Genomic DNA, 12,520 nt, shown 5'->3' on the forward strand with positions numbered 1-12,520 from the left:
CGTCCACCACAGAAAGGGGTGGTCGAGGCGGGCGAAAGGCGTGTTTTCGGTGGTTATATCCCGATTTTTGGCTTTTGTTTCCTTGGGTAACCCGGTCTGACCTGGGGGATCGCATAACTGTTGAGACGGCGACGGCCGTTGCCTAAGTTCGTTCTCGGTGCAGCGAGCACCACCCGGGTTCACCCCCAGCGCACCGCCTCGGTGCCCACCGCGCAGACCGGCTCGAACCGGCGCGTCCGGTGTTGCGGGTGGCCGGGCCGGCACGGAACGCGTCCTGCGTCTCCGGCCGTCCACAGGATGCGGCAAGCGATCGACCGGCACTCCTTCCACGGGGTGTGGTTCCGCCTGCCTGCCCGGGGTCTGTCGAAGGGATGCACCTTGACTTTCCGTAACGAGAACACCGCCACCACCGCTACTGCCACCAGCAAGAAGCGCAACCGCGTTCGGATGGCGGTCATGGGTGGCGTCATCGCCGCCCTGCCGGTGGCGGGCCTCGTCGCGGCCACCACGGCCTCCGCCGCGCCGACGTCCACCTGGGACGCGGTTGCCCAGTGCGAGAGCACCGGTAACTGGAGCATCAACTCCGGCAACGGGTTCTACGGCGGGCTGCAGTTCACGCCGTCCACCTGGGCCGCGTACGGCGGCACCCAGTACGCCGCGCAGGCCAACCAGGCGACCAAGGCGCAGCAGATCTCCGTCGCCGAGAAGGTGCTGGCCGACCAGGGTCCGGGTGCCTGGCCCGTCTGCTCGGTCAAGGCCGGCCTGACCGCCGGTGGCGCGCCCGCGGCCGTGGACACCTCCTCGTCCTCCGCTGCTCCGACCGCGCCTGCCGCCCCGAAGGCCGCCCCGCAGCAGCAGAGCGCGCCCGCGCCGCAGCAGCAGGCCGCCCCCGTGCAGCCTGCCGCCCCGAAGCAGCAGAGCGGCAAGCCGGCCGCCGGGAACACCGGCAGCTACACGGTGAAGAGCGGTGACACGCTGAGCGCGATCGCCGCCGCCAACGGCACCACCGTGCAGGCGCTCTTCGCCGACAACGCCCAGACCATCGGCGCCAACCCGGACGTCATCATGCCGGGCCAGCTGCTGAGCATCTGAGTCTGACGCCGGACGTCTGAGTAGCTGAGCACAACCAGTACGAGCGAGTGGCCCCTTTCCGGTGACGGAGAGGGGCCACTCGCGGCTGTCCGCGGACAGGTCCTAGCGGGATGTCACCGTGACGGGGTCGCCGGACCGCACCGTCCCGGGCTCCAGCACGGTGAGATAGAGGCCGACGCAGGCCAGCCTGCCCAGCGTGAATACCGGAACCCGGTGCTCACGCGCGACGGTGCGCATCAGGGCCGGGTCGGCGGGCAGTCGGCCGTGGGCCAGGGTGGGCACGACGCAGCGCGGGGTCGGCACCTGGACCTGGAACAACGCCTCGCCGATCCGCAGCCGGGCGCCCTGCCAGGTGTCTTCGAGGTAGCCGGGCGTCGTGCCGGTGTCGAGCACGAGGTTGGGGCGGAACCGGCACGGGTCGAGGTCGCCCGTCGGGTGGTGCCGGCGCAGTTGGTCCAGGGTGCCGGTGGTGACCACGTGCACCATGCCGAAGTCGAAGAAGGTGCCGGCGGCGGTGCGGCCCGAGGTGATCGAGGCGCCGGTGGCGTCGGTGACGGCTGTCGGGGCCATTGCCTCGGGCAGGCCGCCTTCGTAGTCGGGCACCTGACGCTCCAGCAGGCCGACCTCCGGTGGCTTGTCGCTGAGCGTCACAGGGCGGCCGAGCAGGGTCGACAGCCGTCGGTCCAGCTCCGGTGTTCCGGCGGCCGGCGTGGCACGGTCCTGCCGCTCGGCACTACCGGGCAGGACGACCCGGACGGTGCCGGACGCGGTCAGCTCGGCCCGACAGCTCAGCAGCGGCCCCCACTTGCGCGGGTGCTTGGCGCTGCCGACCGCGCCGTCCGCGTCGAGGACCGCGAAGGCGCGGTCGCCGGCCAGCCCGAGGGTGGTGAACTCGCCCTCGGTCAGCCGCTCACCGAGCATCGACTTCACCGGGTAGCGGTGGATCGTCCGCACAGTTGCACTCAGGGTCATCCGGTCGCCGCTCCCACTCCCGTTCCCACTCCCGTCGCCACTCCGGCTGCCGCTGCCGCTGCCGCGCGCCGGGCCAGCTGAACGGCCGTCGGCAGCGCATGGTCCGGCGCGGCGGTGACGTCGGGCTGCACCCCGGTGCCCTCCCAGTTGGTCCCGGTGCGCGGATCGACCGGTGCCATGGTCGGGATGAACGCGGAGAAGCCCTCGGCCAGCGGGAAGAAGTCGCCCGGGTTCGCAGCGCCGGCGCTCGGCTGCCCGATGACGGTGGCGCGTCCCAGGCTCTGGGCCGTGTAGGCGAAGGCCTCACCGGCCGATGCGGTGCCGGGGCCGATCAGCAGGAAGAGCGGGGTGTCCGGGCGGTGGCCCAGCGCGTTGTCCGCCGGGGTCCAGTCCTGCTCCGGCTCCCCTCGGCGCGAGGTCATGGTCAGCAGGTGGGTGGGCTCCGGCGGCAGGAAGTGGCCCAGCAGCAGGGTGCCGCCGGACGGCCAGCCACCGGGCACCTGGCGCAGATCGATGATCACCGCGTCGGCACCTGCGGTCATCGTCATCGCCGCCTGCGCCGTTGCCAGCGCGGCGGGGTCGTCGGTGTCGCAGATCAGCGAGAGCTCCAGCAGGGCGACGCCGTCCTCCGGCGTGCCGACCTGCCGGAACCCGTAGTTCATCCGACGCAGCGCCCGGGGATCGTCCAGGCCGGTGCGGGCCGGACCTTCGGCGTCCGCTTCGCCGGGCAGCCACCGCAGGGTCAGGTGCCGGTCGTGGCCGCGCAGGAAGGGTTTCAGCTCCGCGACGAGCGCCTGCGGGTCCGGCGCGCCGGTCTGCCAGGTGCGCAGCTGCTCGGCGATCGAGGCGGCCGCTTCGGGGAAGACGTAGTGCTCTTCGATCCGGTCGGCGAGTAACCGGAGTATCGGTTCATGCACGGGGGTGTCCTGTCGTAGGTGGCGGCGTGGGGGCCGCAGGGGGCTTTTCGGCGAGCTCTGCCGTGGGCTCCGCGGCGTGGTCCAGGAACGGGCGGCGCTCGATGATGGCGATGGCCCGGTTGACCACCTCGCTGAGGCACAGGCCGAGTTCCGCGTCCAGCGCCTCGGCGGCGCGCTGGGTCCGCGCAAACTGCTGCTCGACGGCCGGCAGCAGGCGGCGGGCCGCGTCGGTGGGGCGGACGCGTCGTTCGCGTCCGTCGCTCCCTGGTGCCGACTCCAGCAACCCGTCCGCACGCATCCGCCGCACGGTCTGGCTTGCTGCGGCGTGGGAGGTCCCGGTCGCGAAGGCGAGTTCCCGCACGGAGAGTGACGGCATGTCGGCCAGCGCCCGCAACACGGGGGTGTAGCCGGACCGGAAGCCGAGCCCGGCGGCGGCGTAGGAACGCTCCACCTGGCCGTCCAGGAGTTCGCTGAGCCGGCGCAGGCCGGTGCCGAGGGTGCGTCGGTGCTGATCTTCAACCACGGCGGGACTGTAACACCGCCTTTATATTTTTCGGAACACCCATGGACGCCGGGCAGGCCCTACTCGGCGGTCAGCACGGCGACCAGCTGCTCCCCGAACTCCCGCGGCGCGTCGGTGAATCCACTGTGTGCGCCGGGGAACTCGGTCAGTTCGACGCCGAGCCGCTGCGCCAGCAGTGCGGCCGGGCGGTAGGGCAGGTGTCCGCGGGTCTCACGGCCGGCGGCCAGGACCAGGCGGTCCGCAGCAGCGGCGAGCGCTGCCTCGTCGGGGACGTACGCGGTGAACTGCCGCACCTCGTGCTCCATCGCGAGCGGTGCGTTCGCCATGAGCCGCGCCATCATCTCGGTTGCGCGGGGCGGGAGTTCGGCGGCGGTGGTGGACGGCTCGGTGAGCGTGCCGCCGATGCCGGCGACGAAGTGCGCGGCCGCCGCCGCGAGCCCCTCGGCGCGGAACAGCCGGTAGACCTCGTCGATGAACGCCCGCTGCTGCGCCGCGTCCGGCAGGATCGCGAAGCACGGCGGCTCGTGGGCGACGACCCGGGCCAGCCGCTCGGGGTGGCGGGCGAGCAGGTCGAGCGCGACGATCGCGCCGGAGCTGCCGCCGAAGACGTACGAGGCTTCGCCGTTCGGGGCGAGGTGGTCGAGCAGCCGCAGCGCGTCGTCGGCCTGCACCTCGACCCGCTGGTCGACCGGCCTGGGTGGATCCAGCCGACTGCGCGAGTAGCCGCGCGGGTCCACGGCGGCCACGGTGAAGTGCTCGGCGAGCGTGCCGGTGATGCAGTCGAAGATCGCCGCGTCACCGCCGGCACCCGGGAGCAGCAGCAGGAGGGGGCCGGCGCCGCGCAGCTCGTAGTAGAGGGTCGCGCCGGGGACGTCGAGCGTTCCGGTTCGCATAAGGGTCCGCCTTTCACAGCTTCCTAGGGGCTCTAGGTTGTCGCCTAATATACAAAGGCGCAGCGGGAAGTGCACGGGTATTCCCGATCGGGACGCATCCCCTACCGACTATGTCTGTGACAGATGTACTCTGTGGGCGAGTATTCGGCCCACCTGAGGAGACGGTCAGCATGCCGGTGCGCGAGGAGCGGTCGCAGCGCCACCGTCCGATCGGCACGGGCGTGCGCACGCTGCTCACCACCGAGCGGCCGCGCCCGGAGCTCGTCCGCAGGTACCCGGGCGCCTGGCGGCTCGCCGTGGCGACGGTCTGCTTCGGCGCGTTCATGGGGCAGCTGGACGCCAGCATCGTCACGCTGACCTATCAACCGCTGCGCACGGAGTTCGGCAGCAGCCTGGCCGCGGTCGAGTGGGTCTCGCTCTCCTACCTGCTCGCGCTGGTCGCGCTGCTGGTGCCGGTCGGCCGGCTCTCCGATGTGCGCGGGCGCAAGCTGATGTACCTCTACGGCTTCGCCGTCTTCACCGTGGCCTCGGCCGCGTGCGGGCTGGCGCCGGGGCTCGGTGCGCTGGTCGGGTTCCGGGTCGTGCAGGCCGTGGGCGCGGCGATGATGCAGGCCAACAGCGTCGCGCTGGTCACCACGAGCGCACCGCCCGACCGGATGCGCAGCGCGCTGGGAATCCAGGCGGCCGGTCAGGCGGTCGGGCTCGCACTCGGGCCGACGGTCGGCGGCCTGCTGGTGGCGACGCTCGGCTGGCGCTGGGTCTTCGGCGTGAACGTGCCGATAGGCATCGTCGCGCTGGTGGCCGGCCACTACCTGCTGCCCCGCACCGAGCAGCGCGCGAGCGTCTCGCGGATCGACACCGCCGGGGTGCTGCTGCTGGCGGCCTCCACCACGGGTGGGCTGCTCGCGCTCTCGATCGCCTCCGGGCTGGGCCTGCCCGCCTGGACCGCGCTGCCGCTGGCGGCGGCCGCGGGCGGCGCCGGCTGGGCGTTCATGCGCCGGCAGAGCCGCTGCGCCGCGCCGCTGATCGACCTCGCGCTGCTGCGCGCCCAACGGCTCGGCCCGGGACTGCTCGCCGGGCTCTGCGGCTACCTGGTGCTGTTCGGGCCGCTGGTGCTGGTGCCGGTCGAGCTGGCCCGGCACGGCAGCGCGCCGCTGACCACGGGCCTGGTCCTGACCGCGCTGCCGCTCGGCTTCGCGTTCGCCGCCACCACGGCCGACCGGCTGCTGCCCGGCTCCTGGACGGACCGCCGGCGCAGCCGCTGGGGTGCGCTCGGCTGCGTGCTGGCGCTCGCGCTGCTCGCCGCGCTGCCCGCCGGGCCGGGCACGCTGCCGTACCCGCTGGCGCTGCTCGGCCTGTCGCTGGGCGTCTTCACGCCGGCCAACAACACGCTCGTGATGCGGGCGATCCCGGCGAGTGCGGCGGGCACCGGGGGCGGCATGGTGAACATGACCCGCGGTCTGGGCACCGCGGTCGGCGTCGCCGCCGTGACGCTGACGCTGCACCTGATCGGCGGGCCGGCCGGCGCGCGGGCGGCGGCGCTGGTGCTGCTCGGCTTCGCGGCGCTCGCCTGCGCGACCACGCTCGGCCGGCGCGGCGCGGCAACGCCGAGCCGCTGACGGCCGTACGGACTGCGGGACTGCGGGACTGCGGGGTTATGGGGCTACGGGGCTACGGCTCGTCGGAGCCGGCGAGGGCGTCCTCGATGTCCGCGAGGATCTCCGCCTCGGTGTACGCGCCGTACTTGACCAGTGAGTTGATCAGCGTGCCGGAGAACTCGCCGAGCGAGACGACGAGATCGAAGAAGTCCTCCTGGCTCGTCTCCCACGCCTCGCCGAGCAGCTCGGACGGCTGCGGGCCGCCGCTGTCGAAGAAGCTGCGCGGAACCGTGACCATCTGTTTCTCGTGCTCGGAGGTCAGCTGGGATTCGAGGATGTCGAGGAACATCCCGGGCGACACGCCCTTGTGCTGGGCGCAGAGTTCGGTGACGGTCGCGGCGGCGATCGCGGCACCGGCGGCGAGGTACATGATGTTCGCGCACTCGCCGGTGCCGATGTCCCGGCGCATGGTCCTGCTGACGATGCGGCAGCCCGGGTGCTTCAGCCGCTCCGTCTCCACGAGCATCGCCGGATCGCGGCATGCCTGGATCAGTGGCAGGACCTGGTTCTCAAGGTGAGCCATGCCCACCATCGTGCCGCTGCCGAACGGCTGCTGTCCGCGAGATCGGACAACTGAGAGCAATCGGGTGATTACTCGTGCGTCCACGGAGCTGGGTCCACCCGTCGGTAAACTGATGACGCATGAGATTCACCACAAATTCGCCTGCCGAGGATGCAACGCGAGTAGATCAGCCGTCAACATCTCTCATATGACTATCAGGGGAATCCGGTTCGGCCGGATGAGTGGGGGCCGGCGCCGTGCGGCAGCCGTGCTGACCGCCGGGACGCTCGCCGTCACCGGGCTGGTCGGCGTCACCGGTGCAGGTACCGCCGCAGCGGACACACACAACTTCCACACGCCGAAGATCAAGCACGTCTGGCTGATCGTGCTGGAGAACAAGTCCTACGAGGCCGCGTTCACCGGGCTCAACCAGAACAGCTACCTGTGGAAGACGCTGCCGCAGTACGGCGAGCTGCTGCGCCAGTACTACGGCACCGGGCACTACAGCCTGGACAACTACATCAGCCTCGCCAGCGGTCAGGCCCCGGCGCCCGACACGCAGGCGGACTGCGCGCAGTACAAGAACGTCTCGCCCGGCACGCCGGCCGACGACGGCCAGGTCAACGCGGCGAGCGGCTGCGTCTACCCGTCCTCGGTGGGCACGCTCTTCAACCAGCTGGACGACAAGAAGGTCAGCTGGAAGTCGTACATGCAGGAGATGGGCAACACGCCCGGCCGTGAGGACCCGTACAACTGCGGGATCCCCGGCGACCCGTCCGGCGCGGGTGTGCCGAACCCGGGCGGTGCCACCGCGCAGGACCAGTACGTGGCCAAGCACAACCCCACCGCCTGGTTCCACTCGCTGATCGACCACCCGAGCGACTGCGCGAAGGTCGCCCCGCTCGACGGCCTGCCGGCCACCGCGGGTCACCCGGCGGTCAGCGGCCTGGCCCAGGACCTGAAGAGCGAGAAGACCACCCCGGCCTTCTCCTGGATCACGCCGGACAACTGCTCCGACGCGCACGACTCCACCTGCAAGGGCGACAACGGGTCCGGTGACCCGAACAACCACCAGGGCGGCCTGTACGCCTCGGACCTGTTCCTGCAGAAGTGGATCCCGCAGATCATGGCCTCGCCTGCGTTCCAGGACGATGGCATGATCGACATCACCTTCGACGAGGCCTTCCCGCCGTACCAGCTGTACGGCAACTCGACGGCCGACTACACCGGCAACGCCACCGCCGCGCTGAACACCCCGACCGACACCGCGCAGTCGATCGTCGCGTGCTGCAACGAGCTGCCCGGCCCGAACACCCCGCAGCCCGGTGACCAGGCCTTCGGCCAGGACACCACGCCCGGTGGCGGTATCACCGGCTCGGTGCTGATCTCCCGCTACGTCAAGCCGGGCACGATCAGCGACCAGCCGTACAACCACTACTCCTGGCTGCGCAGCATGGAGGACCTCTACGGCATCTACCACGGCGGCTCCGACGGCCACGGCCACCTCGGCTACGCCGGTGCCCCGGGCCTGCGCCCGTTCGGTCCGGACGTCTACAACAACCCGAGCGGCAAGGCCATGCAGCCCGCCCCGATGGGCAGCAACGGCGTCTACCTGGCCAAGAGCACGCTGCCGCCGCACCAGCCGAGCGTGCTGACGCCGGACTTCACCGGTGTGACCGCGGCGACGGACAGCCTGAAGCCGGGAGCCGGTAAGTGATCGACCGCTCCAGCAGCCGAGGCCGTGCCCTTCGTGGGTACGGCCTCGGCCGTCCGTTCCGGCGGCCCGCCGCCGTGCTCTCCGCCCTGCTGCTGGCGAGCGGCCTGGCGGCCGGGCTGACCGGCTGCGGCAGTCAGCAGGCGAAGCCGCAGGACCTGGGCAAGGTGCCGATCCCGACCGCGCCGGCCTCGCCGGTCACCGTCACGGCGGCGCCCGGGCACGCGCAACTGGTCGCGATGGGCGACCCGGTCGCGCTGGACCTCGGCCCGCAGCAGGGTCAGATCACCGCGACCGGTCCGGACCTGGTGAACGCGGCGCCGCCGGTGGGCGGCAAGCCGGCCACCTCCTCGCCGGGCACCATGACCGTGGTGCTCAGGGTTCCGGCGGGCAGTCAGGTGCTGGACGCGAGCGCGCTGACGGCCACCGACGAGCTCGGCCACGGGATCCCGCTGACCGCGGACGGCACCACGGCCACGGCCACACCGGGGCACGACGCGGTGCTGCACCTGGCGGGCACCTTCGCGGCCGGGCACGCGACGCTCAGCTGGAACGTCTCCGGCAAGCCGCTGGCCACCTGGGACTTCGAGGTGGAACTGGACTGACGGCCCGTCGAATGACGACGGGCCGCCAGGCTCTGCCACTCACTCGGGTGGCGGGTGGTTACTTCTTGACGGACATGACCCACTCGTCCACGGTCACCACGTCCGCCTGCCGGGGGAACACCTTCTCGGTGAGCACCCGGTGCACCTCGGGGTCGCCGTCGAGGCAGCCGTCGGAGAGCACAGTGAGGCCGAAGTCCTGGTCGGCGGCCTCGCGCAGCGTCGAGAGCACGACGCCGCTGGTGGCGATGCCGGTGAGGACCAGGGTGTCGATCCCGCCGCCCCGCAGGACCAGGTCGAGGTCGCTGCCCGCGAACGCGCTGACCCGCTTCTTGGTGACGACGATGTCGCCGGGCCGCGGCGCGACGTCCGGGTGGATCTCGCTGCTGGGGTGCCCGTCGGTGAAGGCGCCGGTCTGCGACAGGCCGCTGAAGGCCTTGTTGCGCGGGCTGACCTCCGGGTAGCCGGCCCGGAAGCCGATCACCACGTAGATCACCGGGATGCCGGCCTCGTGGGCGGCGTCGATCGCGCCGCGCAGGCGGGGCAGGTAGCCCGCGTCGCCGTCGAAGCGGCTCACGATGCCCTGCTGGACGTCCATGACGAGGAGGGCGCTATTCGACATGCTGCTGTCCTTTCACAGAGCCGGTCGGCTTGTCCGATCCGGCGTGCTGGTGCTGGTGCTGGTGGTGGGGGTCGTGGAGGTCGTCGGGCCCGGTCCGCGCAGTCTGCGGCGAGGCGGCGGCGGGCTCCGGCCGGCGGCTGCCGCGCAGCGCCGAGGCGAGTGCGCCGATCAGGGCGAGCACGGCGGCGGCGCCGAACACGGTGACCAGCCCGTGGTGGAACGGCCCGGAGACTAGCTCGGGGAAGAAGCGCGTCCCGGTCAGTGTCTGCGCGTTGGCCGCCGGCAGTGTGTCGAGCACACCGCTCGGGCCGAGCAGGTGCCCCACCGGGTTGTTGCCGAGGAAGGTCGCGAAGAGCGTGCTGACCGGCGGCAGCGCGGCGACCTGGCCCGCCGTCCCGGCCGGGACGCCCTGCGCCTGCAGGCCGGTGTCGAGCGCGTGCGGCAGCGAGCCGGCCAGGCCGGCCACCATCAGCGAGAAGAAGAGCCCGATCGACAGGGCCGAGCCGGAGTTCTGGAACGTCGAGCGCATGCCCGAGGCAACGCCGCGCTGCCCGGCCGGCACGCTGCCCATGATCGCCGAGGTGTTCGGCGCCGAGAACATGCCCTGGCCGAGTCCGCTGACCAGCAGCAGTGCCGCGAACGCGGGGTACGGGAAGTCGACCGGCAGCGCGATCAGGCCGACGAAGGAGGCGGCGACCAGCAGCAGCCCGGTGGTCGCGAACATCCGCGCACCGAACCGGTCCGACAGGTAGCCGGAGACCGGACCCCCGATCAGGAACCCGACGGTCAGCGGCAGCATGAAGATGCCGGCCCAGAGCGGGGTGCGCTCGAAGTCGTAGCCGTGCAGCGGCAGCCAGATGCCCTGGAGCCAGACGATCAGCATGAACTGCATCCCGCCGCGGGCGATGGCTATCAGCAGCGCCGCCAGGTTGCCCGCGGCGAACGCGCGGATCCGGAACAGCCGCAGCTGGAACATCGGTTCGGCGATCCGGGTCTCCGCGACGCAGAACGTGCCGAGCAGCAGCACGCCGGTGCTCAGGCCGGCGATGACCCACGGGTTGGTCCAGCCGGTCGGGTGGCCGCCGTACGGCTGGATGCCGTAGGTGATGGCGGCGAGCAGCGTGCTCGCGCCGCCGGTGAAGGTCAGGTTGCCGATCCAGTCGATCCGGCCCGGCCGGCGGGTGCCGGTCTCGCGCAGGCTGCGGTAGGACCAGAACGTGCCGACCACGCCGAACGGGACGCTGACCCAGAAGACCGCGCGCCAGTCGATGGTGGCCAGCACGCCGCCGGCCAGCAGGCCGAGGAACATGCCCGCCAGGCCGGTGATCTGGTTGATGCCCAGCGCCATGCCGCGCTGGCTGGTCGGGAAGGCGTCGGTCAGGATCGCGGCCGAGTTCGCGGTCAGCATCGCGCCGCCGACGGCCTGCACGACCCGGAACCCGATCAGCCAGAGCGCGCCGCCACCGCCGTGCAGCGGGTCGAGTGAGAGGGCGAGCGAGGCGGCGGCGAAGACGGCGAAGCCCAGGTTGTACATCCGGACCCGGCCGAACATGTCGCCGAGCCGGCCGAGGACGACCACCAGGACCGCCGAGACGAGCGTGTAGCCCAGGATCATCCAGAGCAGGTAGCCGATGTTGCCGGGGGCCAGCGGGTCGAGGCCGATGCCGCGGAAGATCGCCGGCAGCGAGATGATCACGATCGAGCTGTCGATGGTGGCGATCAGCACGCCCATCGTGGTGTTCGACAGCGCGACCCACTTGTAGCGGTCGCCGGTCTTTCCGGTGGCCGGCGCTGCTGCGCTGCTCCCGGTGGGCCCGCTCGTCCCGGTGGTCACAGTCGCTCCGCGAGCCGGTCGAGCAGCGGCAGTACGGCGGCCAGCTGCTGCCGCTCGGCCGGAGTGAACTCCGCGTCCAGCGCCGTGGCCAGCAGCTGCACCGATTCGGAGCGGCGGTCGGTCACCATGCGGCGGCCCGTCTCGGTCGTGGTCACGACGGCGCGCCGGCCGTCGGTGGCGTCCGGCCGGCGGCTCACCAGGCCGCGCTCCTCCAGCGTGGCCAGGGTGGTCGCCATCGCCTGCGGGCGGACCCGCTCCAACTCGGCGAGCGAACCCGGGAAGTCCGGGCCGTCCCGGTCGAGCCGGGCCAGTACGGAGATCTCGGACTGGGTCAGGTCGCCGACGCTGTGGGCCTGCCGCACCCGGCGTGCGATCCGGCCCACGGCCAGCCGGAGCCCTGCACCGAGCGCTGCCGCGTCGTCTGTGGGTGGTGTGGTCTCGTCCATGAGTAGTAACAGTAGCTTTATCAATCGACTGTAACTACATTGGCTCTCGGATTCGGCTGGATTCGTGTCCTTGGGGCGGTCGGGGGCCGTGAGCGGGAAGAATCGCGGGGGAGGGCGGGGGAAGAAGCGCAGGGAGGAACAGGGAGTGCCCATGAACAGCGCCGCCGTGCTCACCGACGCGTTCGGCCGGATCCGCGAGGCCGTCCACGCGGCGGTCGACGGGTTGACGCCCGACCAGCTGGCGGCGCGGCTGGACGGGCACTCCAACTCGATCGCCTGGCTGGTCTGGCACCTGACCCGGATCCAGGACGACCACCTCGCCGACGTCGCCGGCACCGAGCAGGTCTGGCGCGCGGACGGCTGGGCGGAGCGCTTCGAGCTCCCGTTCGCGGTCGGCGAGACCGGCTACGGGCATCGCAGCAAGCAGGTCGCGGCGGTCCGGGTCGGGTCCGCGGAGCTGCTCACCGGCTACCACGACGCCGTCCACGAGCGGACCGTGGGCTTCCTGCACGGGCTGCGCGACGCCGACCTCGACCGGGTGGTGGACGAGTCCTGGACACCTGCGGTGACGCTCGGCGTGCGGCTGGTCAGCGTGGTGACGGACGACCTCCAGCACGTGGGGCAGGCGGCGTTCGTGCGCGGGGTGCTGGAGCGGCGCTGAGCGGGGCGTTGACGGACGGACGGGCGTGCTCGGGTAGCCGAACGCGGTGCCTGCCCCGGTGGTCGGGACGGGCACCGCGTTCGC

General features: G+C 71.9%; 13 protein-coding genes. 5 read left to right on the forward strand and 8 right to left on the reverse strand.

Going from position 1 to position 12,520, the window contains the following annotated elements; all coding sequences use genetic code 11:
• Positions 1–378 precede the first annotated feature (378 nt).
• Entirely contained in the window at positions 379–1,092 is a 714-nt protein-coding gene (locus AC060L_RS01905; protein WP_483796535.1) for a LysM peptidoglycan-binding domain-containing protein, read from the forward strand.
• Positions 1,093–1,194: 102 nt separating this feature from the next.
• Here the strand turns inward: AC060L_RS01905 and AC060L_RS01910 are convergent, their stop codons facing one another.
• Genes AC060L_RS01910 through AC060L_RS01925 form a run of 4 tightly spaced genes read right to left on the reverse strand, consistent with a single transcriptional unit; the run spans position 1,195 to position 4,397 of the window.
• The gene (locus AC060L_RS01910) at positions 1,195–2,064 is read right to left on the reverse strand and encodes an MOSC domain-containing protein (RefSeq protein WP_483796537.1); all 870 of its coding nucleotides are present in this window, start codon (positions 2,062–2,064) and stop codon (positions 1,195–1,197) included.
• Positions 2,061–2,981, reverse strand: coding sequence for a S41 family peptidase (locus tag AC060L_RS01915; RefSeq protein WP_483796539.1), 921 nt, complete (start codon positions 2,979–2,981; stop codon positions 2,061–2,063). Before AC060L_RS01915 ends, AC060L_RS01910 begins: the two co-directional genes overlap by 4 nt.
• Complete coding sequence (locus tag AC060L_RS01920) at positions 2,974–3,504, reverse strand: MarR family winged helix-turn-helix transcriptional regulator (protein ID WP_483796541.1); 531 nt, start codon at positions 3,502–3,504, stop codon at positions 2,974–2,976. Before AC060L_RS01920 ends, AC060L_RS01915 begins: the two co-directional genes overlap by 8 nt.
• 59 nt (positions 3,505–3,563) lie before the next feature.
• Positions 3,564–4,397 carry an alpha/beta fold hydrolase gene (locus tag AC060L_RS01925; protein ID WP_483796542.1) on the reverse strand — a complete coding sequence of 278 codons (834 nt, stop codon included), beginning with the start codon at positions 4,395–4,397 and terminating at the stop codon, positions 3,564–3,566.
• A gap of 170 nt (positions 4,398–4,567) precedes the next feature.
• Here AC060L_RS01925 and AC060L_RS01930 point away from each other — a divergent pair, with 170 nt between their 5' ends.
• Positions 4,568–6,016 (forward strand): MFS transporter, encoded by a 1,449-nt coding sequence (locus AC060L_RS01930; protein WP_483796543.1) that lies wholly within the window; start codon positions 4,568–4,570, stop codon positions 6,014–6,016.
• Positions 6,017–6,068: 52 nt separating this feature from the next.
• Here AC060L_RS01930 and AC060L_RS01935 read toward each other — a convergent pair whose 3' ends face one another.
• Entirely contained in the window at positions 6,069–6,578 is a 510-nt protein-coding gene (locus AC060L_RS01935) for a hypothetical protein (RefSeq protein ID WP_483796544.1), read from the reverse strand.
• Between the two features lie 187 nt (positions 6,579–6,765).
• On the opposite strand from AC060L_RS01935, the gene AC060L_RS01940 reads away from it, so the two are divergent.
• Positions 6,766–8,274, forward strand: coding sequence for an alkaline phosphatase family protein (locus AC060L_RS01940; RefSeq protein ID WP_483796545.1), 1,509 nt, complete (start codon positions 6,766–6,768; stop codon positions 8,272–8,274).
• The gene (locus AC060L_RS01945) at positions 8,271–8,876 is read left to right on the forward strand and encodes a hypothetical protein (protein ID WP_483796547.1); all 606 of its coding nucleotides are present in this window, start codon (positions 8,271–8,273) and stop codon (positions 8,874–8,876) included. The genes AC060L_RS01940 and AC060L_RS01945 overlap by 4 nt, the downstream gene beginning before the upstream one ends.
• Before the next feature lie 58 nt (positions 8,877–8,934).
• Here the strand turns inward: AC060L_RS01945 and AC060L_RS01950 are convergent, their stop codons facing one another.
• From AC060L_RS01950 to AC060L_RS01960, 3 genes are all read right to left on the reverse strand, one after another.
• A complete protein-coding gene (locus AC060L_RS01950) occupies positions 8,935–9,495 on the reverse strand; it encodes a cysteine hydrolase family protein (RefSeq protein WP_483796548.1) in 561 nt (186 codons plus the stop codon).
• A complete protein-coding gene (locus AC060L_RS01955; RefSeq protein WP_483796612.1) occupies positions 9,485–11,227 on the reverse strand; it encodes an MFS transporter in 1,743 nt (580 codons plus the stop codon). The genes AC060L_RS01950 and AC060L_RS01955 overlap by 11 nt, the downstream gene beginning before the upstream one ends.
• Before the next feature lie 98 nt (positions 11,228–11,325).
• Positions 11,326–11,775: a MarR family winged helix-turn-helix transcriptional regulator gene (locus tag AC060L_RS01960; protein ID WP_483796550.1), complete on the reverse strand. Its 450-nt coding sequence runs from the start codon at positions 11,773–11,775 to the stop codon at positions 11,326–11,328.
• A 151-nt stretch (positions 11,776–11,926) separates the two neighbouring features.
• On the opposite strand from AC060L_RS01960, the gene AC060L_RS01965 reads away from it, so the two are divergent.
• Entirely contained in the window at positions 11,927–12,436 is a 510-nt protein-coding gene (locus AC060L_RS01965; protein ID WP_483796551.1) for a mycothiol transferase, read from the forward strand.
• The last annotated feature ends 84 nt before the right edge of the window (positions 12,437–12,520 follow it).

The organism is Kitasatospora sp. NEAU-69 (assembly GCF_057158765.1).

What these genes read in the sequence shown, in the direction of transcription:
- AC060L_RS01910 (WP_483796537.1), bottom strand. Translation starts at nt 2,064, where the DNA reads ATGACCCTGAGTGCAACTGTGCGGACGATCCACCGCTACCCGGTGAAG.
- AC060L_RS01925 (WP_483796542.1), bottom strand. Translation starts at nt 4,397, where the DNA reads ATGCGAACCGGAACGCTCGACGTCCCCGGCGCGACCCTCTACTACGAG.
- AC060L_RS01930 (WP_483796543.1), top strand. Translation starts at nt 4,568, where the DNA reads ATGCCGGTGCGCGAGGAGCGGTCGCAGCGCCACCGTCCGATCGGCACG.
- AC060L_RS01935 (WP_483796544.1), bottom strand. Translation starts at nt 6,578, where the DNA reads ATGGCTCACCTTGAGAACCAGGTCCTGCCACTGATCCAGGCATGCCGC.
- AC060L_RS01940 (WP_483796545.1), top strand. Translation starts at nt 6,766, where the DNA reads ATGACTATCAGGGGAATCCGGTTCGGCCGGATGAGTGGGGGCCGGCGC.
- AC060L_RS01950 (WP_483796548.1), bottom strand. Translation starts at nt 9,495, where the DNA reads ATGTCGAATAGCGCCCTCCTCGTCATGGACGTCCAGCAGGGCATCGTG.
- AC060L_RS01955 (WP_483796612.1), bottom strand. Translation starts at nt 11,227, where the DNA reads ATGGGCGTGCTGATCGCCACCATCGACAGCTCGATCGTGATCATCTCG.
- AC060L_RS01960 (WP_483796550.1), bottom strand. Translation starts at nt 11,775, where the DNA reads ATGGACGAGACCACACCACCCACAGACGACGCGGCAGCGCTCGGTGCA.
- AC060L_RS01965 (WP_483796551.1), top strand. Translation starts at nt 11,927, where the DNA reads ATGAACAGCGCCGCCGTGCTCACCGACGCGTTCGGCCGGATCCGCGAG.